Source organism: Streptomyces sp. NPDC017890, assembly GCF_044328675.1.
GTDB lineage: Bacteria > Actinomycetota > Actinomycetes > Streptomycetales > Streptomycetaceae > Streptomyces.
The window spans coordinates 32,616-48,336 of the sequence record NZ_JBIRHU010000007.1 but is presented as its reverse complement, the minus strand read 5'-3'; the positions used below and the strand labels follow the sequence as shown (position 1 = coordinate 48,336).

Below are 15,721 nucleotides of genomic sequence, written 5' to 3'. Positions count from 1 at the left end.
TGAGACAGGGGCGTTCGGTGCGGCCCGAAGCCGCCCCTCCTGACGGCGGACACAGCCCTACCCGAGGAACGACAACCGGTCCTGACGGTGGTGATTCGAGACGTTCGTGTCCGCCAACCTCCGTTAAGGCAACCCCGAGGACAGCGGGCCTGCCTGAAGGGAGGCTGGTCGCGCTCCTCTGTCCTCCCGGGGCCCGCCGCTCTTGAGCGCTCGCACACCCTTTGTCAGGACCTCTTGGTCCCGGCCGTCGGCTCCGTCTCCGGCCAGGACGGCGTCCGCGTCGGCGCCATCAGCCGCCCGCCCCACGACCGCCCCACGTGGACCCGGCCGGCCCCACCGAACCGAAAGCAGATCGAGGATGACGTGCACAGGATGCTGGGGCTCAACGCGAATGCACCGGACCATCATTTCCCGTCACGGCAATGTGTACGGGCCGGTCCGGTGGAGTTCCAGGGTTGTGGCGAGGCGGATGACGGCGGTGTGCCAGTGGGAAGTGGCGGCGGCCGGGCCGTGGGTGCGGAGGGTGGTTGTCACAGCGGAGACCTTGTCCGCGGTGGTGTGGAAGCCGGTCCGGTGCAGGAGGGCGGCTGCTGATTCGAGGGTGTCGTGGTCGGTGGCAGTCAGGTTCTTCAGGCCGTGGTGGGCGGCCTCGGCGAGGGCGGCGAGGGCCTGTTCCAGGGCGGTGGTGAGGGGGTCGTCCGGGGGGTGCGGGGCGACGGGGAGGGCGGTGTCGCCGTCGCCGGGGGCGAGGTCGGGGACGAGGACGCCGTGGGAGGTGCGGACGGCGAGGGGGGCGAGGAGGACCCTGCCCCGGTCATGGCGGAGGGAACCGCTGATCCGGTCGGCGGTGCCGGAGGCGAGGGCGTCGGCCAGGGCGTCCAGGGTGCCGGGGCAGTGGGGGTTGTGCGCGGTGCTCAGCAGGACCTCGTTGCCGGCCGGGTCGCGAAGGACGGCTTCGAGGCGCTGTGCGGCCGCGTCGTACCGCACGGGTCCGGCCTCCGTGACGGCGAGGACGCGCATGGACTCGGCCTCCACTCGAGGGCGGACGAGGCGGGGAGGGAGGGTACCTGGGGCCGGGAACTGTGCGGCGAGGTCGGTGACCAGCAGCCCGGGCGGCAGGTCGTCCCAGGAGGCGCCGACGGGGGTGACGGAGGTGGTGGCGATCCGGCCGCGGGAGATCTCCACGGCGCGGCCTGCTGTGCGGGAGGTGGCCTCGCTGACCACGTTGGCGGCGGCAAGGGTGCGCAGGTTTGTACCGAGGATCCGGCGGGAGCCGAGGTCGTGGCCGGTGGGCGCCTGACCGTCGGGCAGCTCCCAGCGTTTGTGCAGAACGAGGACGATACCGGCATCGGGGTGGGCGAAGAAGACGTCGGCGGTGCGGTCGCGGGCGGATCCGTCGACGTGGCAGCCGAGGGCGACGAGGCGGACTCGGCGCAAGGCTGTGCGGGCCGTCTCTGCAGTGCCGAGGACGGCTGCGGGGTCGGTGGGGGCGGCGCGGTGGCGGGCGTGGAGTTCGGCGAGGAGCAGGGCGTGGGTCTCGCGGTCGTGGCGGGCGCCGCGGACGGCGTGCTCGGCGAGCTGGTGGCGTATCCCCTCGAGGGCCGCGGCGGGCCAGTGGCGGCCGGCGGCCGTGAGGGCGGCGCCGGCACGGCGGAGGGTTCCGTCCAGGACGGGGCCGGCCTGGGGGACGCCTTCGACGAGGAGTTCGTCGACAAGGTCCATGGCCGCACGGTGGGCGCTGTCACCGTGGTCCGGGGTTGTTCCCTTTCCTCCGACGGTGACTCGGTCGCTGCCCTCGGTGTCGGCGGCTCGGAAGGCCCAGACGGCGAGTACGACCGTCGCGCCGCGCAGCGGCTCGGCGGCGTCGGTGACGGCGAAGCCGGGGCGGTGGGGCACGGGGAAGCGGACGGTGCAGGCGGGGAGTTCGACGGCCGGAACGGGGTCGGCGGGGGTGGGGCGGTGGAGGACGGCCCGGTAGCCGCGGTCGCGGGTGCGACGGGCTGCGGTGAGGGCGGGACGGCCGAAGGCCTCGGCGAGGGCGGTGTCGTCGATGCTTCCGGGGGACCAGTCGGTGAAAGGCGGCGGGGTGTCCGATGCGGTCGCGGTGCGCTGGTAGGCGAGGACGAGGCCGATGCGGTGGCGGCAGACTCCGTGGGCTTCGCAGCTGCAGTGGGCGTCCTGCAGGGTGGTGCCGGGCGGCAGTCGGGTCTCGGTGCCGTCAGGAAAGCAACCGTGCACGGTGTGGTCGCCGGCGACGTCCAGGTCGGGGCCCGCTCCGGCGTCGAGGTCCTTGGCCGCGCGTTTGACCAGGCCGCGGTTGGCGAGGGCGGCGAGGGTGTCGGGGGTGAGGGCGAGCAGGTCGGTGCGGGTCATGCCGTTCGTCCTCCGTGGGCCATTCTCTCGGCGACGAATTCGGCGAGGTGGCCGGGGGTCATGGCACCGATGTGTGCGCCGGCCTCGGCGACGCGGCCGGCCAGGTCGCGGTCGTAGGAGGGGGCGGCCTCCTCGTCGAGGGCGGCGAGGCCGAGGACGGTGACGCCCTGTCCGGTCAGGTCGCGGACGGTGCGGGTCAGGCGGTGGGCGTCGCCGCCCTCGTAGAAGTCGGTGATCAGGGCGATGATCGTGCGGCGCGGGTTGCCGACGAGGCCGGCGGAGTAGTCGACGGCGCGGGCGATGTCGGTGCCACCACCGAGCTGGACCTTCATCAGGAGTTCGACGGGGTCGGTGACGTCGGAGGTGAGGTCCACGACCTGCGTGTCGAAAGCGACCAGGTGGGTGCGCAGTCCGGGCAGGCCCCAGAGGCAGGCAGCGGTGACGGCGGAGTGGATCACGGATCCGGCCATGGAGCCGGACTGGTCGACGAGGAGGATCAGCTGCCACTGCTCGATGTGGCGGCGGGTGCGGGAGTGGAAGTGCGGCTGCTCGATGAGGATGCGGCGGTCCTCGGGCCGGTAGTGGGCGAGGTTGGCGCGGATCGTGGCTCTGAAGTCGAAGTTCCGGGCGAGGGGGGTTCGGCTGGGGCGGCGGGAGCGGGCTCCGGTGAGGGCGCGCCGGATCTCCGGCCTCAGCCGCTCGGTCAGGTCCCGCACGACGGCTTCGACGATGCGCCGGGCGGCGGCCAGAACCTGCGGGTTCATCAGGTGCTTGGTCCGCAGCACGGCCCGCAGCAGGCTGGTGCTGGGTTCCACGCGGAGAAGAACGTCGGGATCGGTGACGATCTCGTCGATGCCGTAGGTCTCCACGGCGTCGCGTTCGAGGCGTTCGACCGTCTCCCGGGGGAAGAGACGGTGGATGTCGTCGAGCCAGTCGACGACGGCGAGCGTGGAGGGGCCGTCGCCGCCCTCCCGGCCGTCGGCGGTGCCGCGGCGTTCGCCACGGCGGGCGAGGTCGTCGGCGCGGCCGTAGAGCCACTGGAGGGCGGTGTCGCGGGCGGCGTCCGGGCCGTCGAGGCCGCCGGTGCGGCGTTCGGCGGGGGCACCGAGGATCAGCCGCCAGCGTTCCAGTCCCGCGCGGGGGTCGTCGGGTGTCATCGGGGTGCTCCGAGGGCGTGCCGGTCGAGCAGGAGGTCGGTGTGCTCGTCGAGGACCGCGGCACGGGCGAGGAGCAGGGGGTCGGCGGTGGTGCGCAGCAGGGTGCGGGCGGAGCCGTGCAGGTTCCGGCGGTCGAGGAGGAGTTGTGCGACGCGTTCGCGTTCGCGGGGCGGGAAGAAGGCGAAGGCCTGACGCAGGGCGGGCAGGGCGTGGAGGAAGTCGTCGTCGGTCATGGTGGTGACGACGCCGTCCAGGGTGTCGAGCAGGGACTGTTCGCCCTTCGGGGCGGGCCGCAGGACTTCTTCGCGGGCGAGGGCGAGCAGGCCGGCCAGCCAGTCGCCGAGGACGGCGGGGTCGGCCGCGGCGGCGAACGCTTCGGCCTCGCCGGCGGGTTCGGCCGGGGCTCCGAGGGCGCGGCGCAGGCCGAGGGCGGCGCCGCGCAGGTCGGCGGGGGCGTGCTGGTCGCGGGCGATGCGGGCGGCGGTTGCGGCGGCGGTTTCCGGGGTGAGCGCAAGGGCGGGCGCGGCGTGGAGGAGGGCGTCGCGGGCGGCGGTCAGGGCCCGCAGGCGGGGGACGTCGACGCCGGGCAAGCCGCCGTGGAGGCCCTCCACGAGGTGGAAGAGCCGGTCGACGGCGTGGTCGAGGACGGTGCCGAGCAGCGGGTCACGGGCGGTACCGAAGACGCGGTCATGGCGCCAGAGTCCCAGGACCACGGCGAGGGCCCGCCCGAGGGAGCCGGGGTCGGCGGTGGTGCGGATCCGGTGTGCGAGGCCGTCCAGGAGGTCGCGGGAGAGGGTTCCGGCTCCGCAGAGGACGGCGTCGAAAAGGAGGGCGGCGGTGGTCCCGGCGTCGGCGGCTGTACCGGTGTCGCGGACGCGGCGGGCGAGGAGGGCGGTGGCGGCCTCGTCGGGGCGGGCTCCGTAGGCGCCGGCCTCGGTCAGTGCGGCGTCGCGGCCGGTGCGGGGGCAGGGTTCCCAGGTTTCGTGGTCGCGGGGGTCGGCTCCGTGGTCGGGGCCGGTGAGGCGGGTGTGGCCGGGGATGCCCAGGATGCGCAGCTGGTGGAGGAAGCGGCTGCGTTCGAGCCCTCGGGGGTTGGTGAGGTCGAGGTCGAGGGTGCGGTCGCCGTCGAGGCCGAGACGGATCTCCTCGGCAGTCACGTGGTGGACCAGGGGTGGCAGCGGGGTGTCGGGGTGGAGGCGACCGGTGCGGTCGCCGGTGCAGGCGACGACCGTTTCGACGACGGCGGGGTGGGCGCCGGGCCTCAGGGGGCCGTCGGTGTTCCAGGGGAGCGGCTGGTCGAGGTCGTCCGTGATCAGTGCGGCGGCGAGGCCGTCCAGGACGTCGACGCGGGCGGGGCGGGGGTGTCCGCGGAGGGCGGCGAGGCCTTCGGTGAGGGTGTGGGCGGAGATCAGGGCGGCGGTGGAGGCGGGGAGGCGGCGGGCGCGGAGCCGTTCCACGACGGTGCGATGGAGGATTTTCGCGGCCGCGTCGGGGCCTTCGTCCCACAGGTGCTGGTAGTAGCCGGGGGACGGCATGCCGGACTGGTAGCCGGCGAAGGCGTCCATCTGGCGGAAGGAGTAAGGCACCAGGAAGCTGCCGCCCGCAGCCCCGTCGGGCGGGACGGGCACCGGGGGCCATGCGGCGGGTTCCGCGCCCGCAGACGTGCCGGGGGCGGCGGTGAGGGCGCGCAGGGCGGGCTGGTGGAAGCCACCGGTCACCACCAGGACCGGCCGGTTGCCGGCGTGTGCGACTGCGGCACGGACCCAGGAGGCCATGTACTGCTCGCGGGCGCGGTCCCCGTCGTCGGCCTCGGTGTCGCCGCGCACCAGGGCGAAGTAGGCGTCCAGACGGTCTTGCAGGCCGTCCGGATCGGCGATCTCGAAGACGCGGTCCCACAGGGCGTCCACGGTGTCAACCCGGTAACGGGCGCGGAGCCGTTCGGTGGCGCGGCTGTAGCGGGCCTCGGCGTCGGCGTAGCGGTTGGCCGCGCCGTCGGGGCGGTCGGTGAAGGCGCGGTGCCAGGCGGGCAGGTCGATGAACCGGACCTCGGCGCCCGCGGTACTGCCCTCGGTGAGTGCCACCCATTCCGGGGAGTACGCGCACAGCGGGGCCCAGGAGGTGGCGACCCGTTCGGTGCCGCGGTAGTGGCTGAAGACGGCGATGGGCAGTTCGTGTCCGAGGAGCAGTTCGCCGATCCGGTCGTTCATGTCGGCGGGGCCCTCGACCAGGACGTATGCCGGGCGCAGTTCGCGGATCGTGCGGCGGACGAGGCCGGCGCAGGCCGGTGAGTGGTGGCGCACCCCCAGGAAGGTGACGCGGGCATCGCTCACCGTTGGTCCAGCAGGTGCCGGGCGTCGTGGAGGGCCTGCCACTGGGGGCCTCGGCGCAGGCGGGCCTGCTGTTCGAGGAAGCGGCGCAGGCGGGCGAGGTCCTCGGGGCTGTCCTTGGCGGCGGTGCCGGCGAGACAGGAGACGATGTCGGCGGCGTTGCCGGCCTCGCCGCGCAGGAACCAGCCGCGCAGGCCGACGGCGTGGGCCGTGGAGACGGCTTCGGCGGTGCTCATCACTGCGGAGGGCCGGTCGCCCTGGCCGGGTGCGCCGCGCAGTTCGCGGAAGGTACCGACCAGTACCTCGAGGACGTCCGGGTCGGGTGCCCGCTCGACTCCGGAGTCGCGGAGCAGGGCGGTGGACTCGGCTTCGACGAGGGCGAGTTCGGTGTCGAGGTCGGGTATCGGGAAGACGGTCTCGAAGTTGAAACGGCGTTTGAGTGCGGCGCTCATCTCATTGACGCCGCGGTCGCGGGTGTTGGCGGTGGCGATGACGTTGAAGCCCTGCCGGGCGAAGACCATGCCGTCGTCGCCGTCGAGTTCGGGGACGGCGACGACGCGTTCGGAGAGCAGGGAGAGCAGGCAGTCCTGAACCTCAAGAGGGCAGCGGGTGATCTCCTCGAAGCGGACGATGCGTCCCTCGGCCATGCCGCGGAACATGGGGGCGGGTACCAGGGAGCGGCGGGAGGGGCCTTCGGAGACCAGCAGGGCGTAGTTCCAGGAGTACTTGATCTGGTCCTCGGTGGTGGCCGCGCCGCCCTGCACAGTGAGTGTGGAGGTGCCGCTGACGGCTGCCGCGATGAGCTCGGAGAGCAGCGACTTGGCCGTGCCGGGTTCGCCGACGAGCATCAGGCCCCGGTTGGTGGCCAGGGTCACCAGGGCCCGTTCGACGAGCGAGGGGCTGCCGACGAACTTGCGGCTGATGCCGGCGTCGGGGTCGCCGACCACGAAGCGGAGGGCGGCACGGAGGCTGAGCCGCCAGCCGGGCGGCCGCGGGTCGGTGTCCCCGGCACGCAGCTCTGCGAGTTCGTCGGCGTGGCGCGCTTCTGCGGGCGGGCGCTGCAGGCGGGGCGGGTGCGGGTCGCTCACTGTGGTCATGGCGGCGCTCACTTGGCGGTGATGTCGGTCAGGTCGGCGAGGATCTCGGAGGCGATGACGGGGTCGATCTCGCCGAGGCGGTGCGGGTACGCGTGGCTGGGCCAGTAGTCGCCGGGGGCGGTGTCGATCCAGATGGTCTCGAGGGTCTGGTCGGGGAACTCCTCGACCATGCCGACGGCGATGCCTTCGTCGAGGGCGATGACGAGGTGGCGGTCGCGGGTGATCGGGCGGGAGAACCAGCGTTCCACGCCGTTGTCCTCGGGCGTGCCGCGTTCCCAGCCGCGCTTGGTGAGGCCGAGGAGTTTCCCGACGGGGACGGTGACGCCCTCGAAGCGGGTCAGCCGGTGGCCGCTGGCCTCCTCGTCGGTGAAGGCGTGCACGGGGCGCCCGAGCTGCGGGAAGGGCTGGAGGATCTCGTAGTCGGCGAAGAGGTCGGCCCAGGCCTCGAGTTCGTCTCCCAGATGGAGGGGGTGGGCGAGGCGCACGGTGGCGTCGGCGGGCAGGGCCCATGCGTCGTCGTGGACGTCGGCGAGGGTGAGGTCCTCGGCGACACGGAACGCGGTCACCATGCCGTCGCCGTCGCCGTCGCCGTCGCCGTCGCCGAGCCAGACAAGGCGGCGCACCAAGTGGCGCAGAAGGGGGTGTTCGACGAGCAGTTCGCGGAACTCGGCGGCGGTCCAGGAGCGGCCGGTGACCATGGCGGCCTCCAGGCGGCGCAGCTGGTCGGAGGCAATGGTCCGGACCTCCTTCTTGAGGGCGGCGAACCGCTTGCGCTCGGCGGGAGCGAGTTCCGGGTCGTCCTTGACGCCCGGGGCCGGCAGGGTCTTGCGTAGCTTGCCGGTCTCGTCGCGGACACAGGGGCGGAGCTGTTCGTCGAAGGTGACGGTGAAGCGGCGCGGGCCGTAGTCGATGACGGTGCTGCCGTCGTCGCCGAGGCCGAGGTCGGGGATCAGCCGGTCGGCGAGCTGGTCGGTGGTGAGGCCGAGTCCTTCGGCGACCTCGTCGATCTTCTCCCGGGCTCGCTTCTTGAGGGCCTTGAACGGTACACGCTGGGAGATGCCGTGCAGATGGCGCAGGGCGGTGTCGGTGCCGATCGCAGCGAGGACGGTGAGGCCCTCGACGGCCCGGTGGTGGGCGTTCTCACCGGGCCAGGCACGCACGAGGGGGGTGAGACGGCGGACGGTCTCGTCGTCGCCGAGCAGGCCGAGGGCGTGGAGGGCCCAGCTGTCCTTGGCCGGCATGCCGTGGAACCGCCACGTCTCGAAGAGGGCCCAGGCGAACTCGGCGAGGGAGCCGGCGTCGCACTGCTCGGTGACGGTGGCGAGGCCGGGGTAGACGTCACCGGGCTTGGAGATCTGCAGCATGGTCGTGATGTGGCGGACGGCGTCGGCGGGCAGGGCGCCGCGGCCGTCGGTGAGCCCGATCTGCGGGAACAGGGCGGGGTCGGCCCACGTACAGGGGGACGGCATCCTCGCCGGGAGGGCTGCCTCCAGCGGATCGCCGGCGAGGAGGTCGGCGACGATCTCCTCGGCCTCGGCGCCGCAGCCGACGGCGATCTCCCGCACGGCCTCGGCGCCCAGCTCCGCGGCGAGTTGCCGCAGGGCGTGTTCGGCGTGGGTGCGGGGCGTGCCCGCCGGGCCGACGGCGTCGGGAACGAGGAGGGCGGCCGCGGCCCGGCCGTGGCGGCGGAGCCAGGCAAGAACCGTGGGCCTCAGGGACTGGCGGCGCACCAGCCACTCGGCCATCTGCCGGGCCACCTCGACGCTGCGGTAGGGCAGCAGCAGGCCGCGGGCGGTGGCCGGGTACCGGGCGGCGAGCCGGCTCAGCATCGGCAGGGCGTGCAGGCCGTGGCGGGCGGCGACGGGCCTGAGGTGGCTCTCGGTGTCCCAGACGTGCTCGGGGGCGAAGGCGTCGAGCAGTGGGCGTACGACGTCCTCGGGGCCGGTGACGAAGAGGCGGGCGGCGTGGATGTTGCCCCGCCATGTCCCCTGCTGCATCTGCTGGATCTCGCGGGACCAGTCGTGCTCGCGCCACCAGGGGGTTTCGTCGACGACGGTGGCCGCCCAGGCCTCCTGCTCCCCGGGCTTCCAGGCCACCTCGGCCTGCGGCGCCCGGGGAACGTCGCGGGCCACGCGGGTCTTGCGGCTGGTGCGCTTCCGGGTCCACGGCGGGGCGACCAGCAGGGCGGGGAGCGCCTCCGCAGGCGCTTCCGCGTCCCGTCCACCTCGCTTCAGCAGCGGGGCGACGACGGCTGCGGACGCTTCGGGCAGGGCGGGCAACGTCTCCTTCGTGAGCTCCGGGTGGGTCACCACGTGCAGGGGCAGCAGCATCCGGGAGAGGGACGCCTCTTCGCCGTCGCCCGCCGCGGCGGCGGAGAGCAGCCGCAGGGCCCGCCGCGGGTAGCGGTTCATGGCGTCGAGCAGGGCGGGGCGGACATTGCGGTCGCCGCCCTTCTTCAGGAGCAGGCGGAAGGCGTCGTCGGTGGGCAGTTCGGCGGCCCAGCCCGCGACGTCCCGGTGTCCGTCGGATCCGTAGGCTCCGTCGAACGCGTCCTCCAGCAGGGACCCGACGGCGGGACCGAGCCGGTTCGCGAGAGTGGCGAGCAGTTGGAGGTTCCAGCCGTTCCAGCCGAGTCGTACCCCTTCGCCGATGTGGGCGATCTGCTTCGGCCGGTACAGGGAGAGAAGGAGCATGCGCCGCAGGACGGAGTCGTTCGGTATCGGGCCGTCGCAGCATTCGTCGACCCAGGCATGCTCCTCGGGTACCAGGTAGGAGACCACGATGCGGCGCTCGGCGCTGTCCCGGAGGCCGGCGAGGGCCTCGACGGTCCGCCGTCGGGTCTCCTCGTCGACAGCCGCGAGCAGGTCCCGGACACGGGCAGCGGTCTCCCGCACGTAGTAGGTCTGGTAACCGGTCGCTCTTCGCAGCTCGGCGTCGTACCGTCGGGAACCCGCCTGCATGTAATGGGGGTTGACACATCCCAGTTCCACGACGGCACGGGCGGCGAACGGCAGGCCGTGCTCGGTCACGCAGGCGTCGACGAGCGCGTCCACCATCGCGTAGTGCCAGCCGACGGCGATCTCGACGGCGGCTCCGAGCGGAGAGGGACTGCCCTCCCGGTGGGCCCGGCCCTCCTTCACCAGCTCCGGGTCGCTGCCGGCGGAGGAGAACATCTCCTCGAACCAGACCGCCTCCTGCGCGTAGCGGCGAGCGGCCTTCTCCACCGCGTCCTCGGCCGGCTTCGCGGCGGCCCGAAGCGTGGGCAGGGCCCGCAGCCAGGCGGCGGGCATCTCGAACCGGTCCTCGTCTGCAATGTCCTGGTGCATGGCGCTGTTCCTCCCCGTCACCCGTTGCACGGGGACCTCATGAGCAGTTACCGATCACGTTAGACCTGGGCACTGACAACGGTCGGGCCCGTGCACGCCCGGGCGGCGGCACATCCGCATCGCAGGATCCCCTGCCCCCGAGTTCCCGTCCGCCTCGCCCTACCAAAGTGCCGGCATGCCGACGAAGTGGGGCGGACAGATCCCGAACCCTGTCGAATCTGGCGGTCAGTACGTGAACACGCGCGCCGTCAAGGGCAGCGACGGGAAGTGGCGGCTGAGGCCGATTCCTGGATGCCACGTTCCCACGTGGGCCGACTCCTGCGGACGTTCCGCCATGTCCATCGACCAGAATCGAGTGTCCATGAACGTGTACGCGGGTGCAGGTTGCTGTACCGCCAGCAGGCGAGGAACCCGTCGGCAGCCTTGACAGCAGCCTCACTCCGGGGCAGTTGGTGCGGCCGGACTTGCCGTCTACACTCCGCACCGAGCCGGCGCCCTATCCGAGGAAGCTCAACCGCACCTGACGGTTGTGATTCGAGACGTTCGTGTCCACCAGGCACACCGACTGCCAGGTGCCGAGCTCCAGCCGTCCGTCGATCACCGGCAGCGTGGCGTGCGGCGGTACGAAGGCGGGCAGGACGTGGTCGCGGCCGTGGCCGGGGCTGCCGTGGCGGTGCTGCCAGCGGTCGTCGGCGGGGAGCAGGGTGTGCAGGGCGGCCAGCAGGTCGTCGTCGCTGCCGGCGCCGGTCTCGATGATCGCGATGCCGGCGGTTGCGTGCGGGACGAAGACGTTGAGGAGACCGTCGCGGCCGGCCGCCGTCTCGCGCAGGAAGGACTCGCAGTCACCGGTGATGTCGGCGACCCGCTCCGACGAGCCGGTGGCGAGGTTCAGGACTCGGGTGGTGAAGGCATCTGGCATGTCTCCCATCCTGACGTACGCGGCGAGCCGGGCGTGGGAGCGTCGGGCCCGTGCTCGTCCTGGGGCGGTTCCGGGGAAGATCGGGGCCGCCGGCTTCGTTGGTAGAAACGTGAACAACACACACGAGGTCGAGGTCGTCGTCATCGGTGCCGGTCAGGCGGGGCTCGCCGCGGCCCATCACCTGCGGCGCACCGGGTTCGAGCCCGAGCGCGACTTCGTGGTGCTCGACCACTCGCCCCGGGCCGGCGGCGCCTGGCAGTTCCGCTGGCCGTCGCTGACGTACGGCAAGGTGCACGGAATGCATTCCCTGCCGGGTATGGAGTTGACCGGTGCGGACCCGGCGCGGCCGTCCGCCGAGGTGGTCGGCGAGTACTTCGCGGCGTACGAGCGGACCTTCGACCTGCGGGTGCGGCGACCCGTCGACGTGCGGGCGGTGCGCGAGGGGGCGGGCGGGCGGCTGCTCGTCGAGACGTCGGCCGGCCTCTGGACGGCGCGGGCACTGATCAACGCGACCGGCACCTGGGACCGGCCGTTCTGGCCGCGCTATCCGGGCCAGGAGACCTTCAGGGGGCGGCAGTTGCACACCTCGCAGTATGCCGGTCCCGAGGAGTTCGCCGGGCAGCGCGTGCTCGTGGTGGGCGGGGGCGCCTCGGGGACGCAGCATCTGCTGGAGATCGCCCCGTACGCCGCGGCCACCACGTGGGTGACCAGGCGGCCCCCCGTCTTCCGTGAGGGGCCCTTCGACGAGGACGCCGGCCGGGCAGCGGTGGCCCTCGTGGAGGAACGGGTGCGGCAGGGGCTGCCGCCGAAGAGCGTGGTGTCGGTGACCGGACTGCCGCTGAACGACGCGATCCGGGCGGGTCTGGAGTCGGGTGTGCTGGACCGGCGGCCCATGTTCGACCGGATCACGACCGAGGGGGTCGAGTGGAGCGACGGGCGGCGGGCGGCCGCCGACGTCATTCTGTGGGCGACCGGGTTCCGGGCCGCCATCGACCACCTGAGGCCGCTGCGGCTGCGGGAGGCGGGCGGCGGGATCCGTGTCGAGGGGACGCGCGCGGTCGCCGACCCTCGGGTCCATCTCGTCGGCTACGGCCCGTCGGCCAGCACCGTGGGCGCCAACAGGGCCGGGCGCGCGGCCGTACGGGACATCAGGCGACTGCTGGCCGAACCGGCGCCGGTCGCTTTGTGAATCCCGCCGGGTCACCGGCCCGCGGCCGGCTCCTTCGAGGTGCTCGGCCGGACGCGGTTGAACTCGGCGACGTTGCGCTGGTGTTCGGCGTAGTCGGCGGTGAAGCGGGTGTCGCCCGGCTTGACGGTGACGAAGTACAGCCAGTCGCCGGGGGTCGGCGTGATCGCGGCGCGAATCGCCGCGTCGCCCGGGTTGTCGATGGGCGTGGGAGGCAGGCCCATGCGCTGGTACGAGTTGTAGGGGCTGTCGACCTTGGTGTCCTCGGTGGTGGTCTTCAGGGTGGAGCGGCGCAGGGCGTAGTTGATGGTGGAGTCCATCCGGAGCGGCATACCGCGTTCCAGCCGGTTGAAGATCACCCGGGCGACCTTGCCCATGTCCTCCTCGGTGGCGGCCTCCGCCTGCACGATGCTGGCGATGGTGACCGCCTGATAGACGTTCAGCGCGTTGCGCTGGGCGCCCGCGGCGATCGGCGCGCCGGCGAATCTCTCGTTCGCCGTGTCGACCATGGCCGTCAGCAGTTTCTCGGGCGTCGGGTTCTCGCCGAGCGGATAGGTCGCCGGGAAGAGATAGCCCTCCGGGTTTCCCTGGGCGTCGTTCGGCAGCTTGAGGTTGGCCTTGGCCAGGGACTTCCCGGTCGTGCCGGGAGGCAGGGCAAGGGTCTTGTCGACGGCCTCGTACACCTGGGTCGCGCGCCAGCCCTCCGGGATCACCAGGGACGTGGGGCGGGACTCGCCCTCCTCGTCCGTCGTCAGCAGCGGCACCGCCACGGCGGTACCGGCCACGACGGCGCCGGTCACGATCAGGGCGATGCGGCCCCGGCGCGTCAGTCGGATCGTTCTCCTGGTGCCTCTCGTGCTCCGTCGCGGAGTGTTCGTCTGCATGCGGGCACGGTAACCTCCGCTTGCACGCAAACCCGGCATATCGTCATCTTGTCGGCTCCAGTCGGGCGTCCCGGCGGACCAGGGCCGCGTACCGCCCGTCCCGCTCCAGCAGCTCCTCGTGCCTTCCCTGTTCGGCCAGGCGCCCGGAGTCGAGGACGACGATCCGGTCCGCGCCTCGGACGGTGGACAGGCGGTGCGCGATGGTGATCGTGGTGCGGTTGGCGGACAGGGCGTCGATGGCGTCCTGCACGGCGGCCTCGGTACGGGTGTCCAGGGCGCTGGTCGCCTCGTCGAGGACGAGGACGGGCGGGTCGCGCAGGATGGTGCGGGCGATGGCCAGGCGCTGCTTCTCACCGCCGGAGAAGCGGTGCCCTCGCTCGCCGACCACCGTGTCGTAGCCGTCCGGCAGAGCGTCGATGTGGTCGTGGATCTGCGCAGCCCGCGCCGCCGCCTCCAGCTCCTCGTCGGTGGCGTCCGGCTTGGCGAAGCGCAGGTTCTCGGCGACCGAGGCGTGGAAGAGGTACGTCTCCTGCGAGACGACGCCGACCGCGCGGGCGAGGGTGTCGAAGTCGAGGTCGCGCACGTCGACCCCGTCGAGGGTGACCCGGCCGCCCGTCACGTCGTACAGCCGCGGCACAAGGTGGCCCAGCGTGGACTTGCCGGCGCCCGTCGGGCCGACGACGGCGAGGCTGCTGCCCGCGGGGACGGTGATGTCGATGCCGTCGAGGACCGGGCCGGCCTTTCCGTCGTAGCGGAATTCGACGCCCTCGAAGCGGACCTCGCCCTTGACGCGGTCCAGGCGGATCGGATTGTCGCGCTCGGTGATGTCGACCGGAAGGTCCAGGTACTCGAAGATGCGCTGGAAGAGCGCGAGCGACGTCTGGATCTGGACGCCGGTCGACAGCAGGCTCACGGCCGGACGGAACAGTCCCTGCTGGAGCGAGACGAAGGCGACGATGGTACCGAGGGAGACGTCCGGACCGCCGAGCTGAAGAGCGATGCCCGCGGTCCAGTAGATGACGGCCGGCATGGCGGCCATGACGATCGTGATGACGGCCATCCGCCAGCGGCCCGCCATGTTCGACCTCACCTCCAGGTCGACCAGGCTCTCGGACTCGTCGGAGAACGCGCGGGTGAGCGAGTCGGAGCGGCCCATGGTGCGGCCGAGCAGGATGCCGCTGACGGAGAGCGACTCGGTGACCGTGGCGGCCATCGCGGCCATCTGCTTCTGGCGCCGAGTGGTGATCTTCCTGCGCTCCCTGCCGACGCGACGGCTGATCCAGACGAAGACGGGGAGAAGGAGCAGCGAGACGACGGTCAGGCGCCAGTCGAGAACGACCATGGCGGCGATCGTGGCGACCACGCTGGTGAGGTTGGAGACCAGGGAGGTCGCCGTGGAGGTGACGGTGGCCTGCATGCCGCCGATGTCGTTGGCGATGCGGGACTGGACCTCGCCGGTGCGGGTGCGGGTGAAGAAGGCGAGGGACATCTGCTGCAGCCGGCCGTAGACGGCGGTGCGCAGATCGTGCATGACGCGCTGGCCGACGGTAGTGGAGATCAGCGTCTGCAGCACGCCGAAGACGCTGGTGAGGACGGCACCGAGGATCATGCCGAGGGCGAGCAGGCTCAGCAGGCCCGTGCGGCCCTCGGGGATCGCGACATCGAGGATCTCCTTCAGCAGGAAGGGCGTGGCGACCGACACCAGCGACGCGGCGCCGACCAGGAGTCCCACGATCACGAGGCGGCCGCGGTAGGGACGGAACAGTTTCAGGATGCGGCGCACCTGCCGGGGCTGTTCCTTGGCGTCGGCGGGTGCGGTCCAGGTGGATTCGCGCTCGGGGTGCATGGGCTCCTTCGGAGACGGCGGGGGAGGCCAGACGGTGGGGGTGGCCGGCGCCGCCTGCTCTCGGCAGGCCTGCGCGGACCTTACGGATCATAGGTCATTGTTACCTATACTCACAATGAACATCATCCTGATATTGTTCCCCCATGACCGCCCCCGATCCCGACGGCCTGCTCGCAGAGCAGTTGCTGCGGCTCACCCGCCGCGTGCACCGCATCCAAAAGCGCCATCTCGAGCACCGCGACCTCGGCATCACACCGGCTCAGTCCCGGTTGCTGCGCACTCTGGCGCACTACGGCTCGCCGCCCCGTATGGCGGATCTGGCCGAGCGCCTGGAGGTCGTGCCGCGGGCGGTGACGACGCTGGTCGACGGACTGGAGGCGGCCGGGAAGGTGCGCCGTGTCCCGGACCCGGCCAATCGCAGGGTGATCCGGATCGAGCTCACCGACGAAGGGCACGCGGCCCTGCGGGAACTGCACGGCGCGCGCCGGTGCGCCGCGGAAGAGATCCTGGCCCCGCTGACGGACGAGCAGCGCGCGGTGCTCGGCGGGCTCCTGGACACGCTGATCGACGGACCCGACGTCGGGCGGGGCCGACGGACGGCGTGAC

10 protein-coding genes are annotated in these 15,721 nt (G+C 72.5%); 2 read left to right on the top strand and 8 right to left on the bottom strand.

Annotated elements, in window-relative coordinates:
• Positions 1-414: 414 nt before the first annotated feature.
• From ACH4F2_RS11000 to ACH4F2_RS10975, 6 genes are all read right to left on the bottom strand, one after another.
• On the bottom strand, positions 415-2,373 hold the full coding sequence (locus tag ACH4F2_RS11000) for a hypothetical protein (RefSeq protein WP_398132396.1): 1,959 nt from the start codon (positions 2,371-2,373) through the stop codon (positions 415-417).
• A complete protein-coding gene (locus ACH4F2_RS10995; protein WP_398132395.1) occupies positions 2,370-3,530 on the bottom strand; it encodes a VWA domain-containing protein in 1,161 nt (386 codons plus the stop codon). Before ACH4F2_RS10995 ends, ACH4F2_RS11000 begins: the two co-directional genes overlap by 4 nt.
• On the bottom strand, positions 3,527-5,860 hold the full coding sequence (locus ACH4F2_RS10990; protein ID WP_398132394.1) for a DUF5682 family protein: 2,334 nt from the start codon (positions 5,858-5,860) through the stop codon (positions 3,527-3,529). Before ACH4F2_RS10990 ends, ACH4F2_RS10995 begins: the two co-directional genes overlap by 4 nt.
• Positions 5,857-6,954, bottom strand: coding sequence for an AAA family ATPase (locus tag ACH4F2_RS10985; protein ID WP_398132393.1), 1,098 nt, complete (start codon positions 6,952-6,954; stop codon positions 5,857-5,859). Before ACH4F2_RS10985 ends, ACH4F2_RS10990 begins: the two co-directional genes overlap by 4 nt.
• 8 nt (positions 6,955-6,962) lie before the next feature.
• A complete protein-coding gene (locus tag ACH4F2_RS10980) occupies positions 6,963-10,280 on the bottom strand; it encodes a DUF4132 domain-containing protein (protein WP_398132392.1) in 3,318 nt (1,105 codons plus the stop codon).
• Positions 10,281-10,776: 496 nt separating this feature from the next.
• Positions 10,777-11,199 carry a secondary thiamine-phosphate synthase enzyme YjbQ gene (locus ACH4F2_RS10975; RefSeq protein ID WP_398132391.1) on the bottom strand — a complete coding sequence of 141 codons (423 nt, stop codon included), beginning with the start codon at positions 11,197-11,199 and terminating at the stop codon, positions 10,777-10,779.
• 109 nt (positions 11,200-11,308) lie between these two features.
• Here ACH4F2_RS10975 and ACH4F2_RS10970 point away from each other — a divergent pair, with 109 nt between their 5' ends.
• Positions 11,309-12,388, top strand: coding sequence for an NAD(P)-binding domain-containing protein (locus ACH4F2_RS10970; RefSeq protein ID WP_398132390.1), 1,080 nt, complete (start codon positions 11,309-11,311; stop codon positions 12,386-12,388).
• Positions 12,389-12,399: 11 nt separating this feature from the next.
• Here ACH4F2_RS10970 and mltG read toward each other — a convergent pair whose 3' ends face one another.
• Positions 12,400-13,269, bottom strand: a complete 870-nt coding sequence (gene mltG, locus ACH4F2_RS10965) for an endolytic transglycosylase MltG (protein ID WP_398132389.1) — start codon at positions 13,267-13,269, stop codon at positions 12,400-12,402.
• Between the two features lie 43 nt (positions 13,270-13,312).
• Positions 13,313-15,115, bottom strand: coding sequence for an ABC transporter ATP-binding protein (locus ACH4F2_RS10960; RefSeq protein ID WP_398132388.1), 1,803 nt, complete (start codon positions 15,113-15,115; stop codon positions 13,313-13,315).
• A 143-nt stretch (positions 15,116-15,258) separates the two neighbouring features.
• On the opposite strand from ACH4F2_RS10960, the gene ACH4F2_RS10955 reads away from it, so the two are divergent.
• Positions 15,259-15,720, top strand: a complete 462-nt coding sequence (locus ACH4F2_RS10955) for a MarR family winged helix-turn-helix transcriptional regulator (RefSeq protein ID WP_398132387.1) — start codon at positions 15,259-15,261, stop codon at positions 15,718-15,720.
• Position 15,721 lies beyond the last annotated feature (1 nt).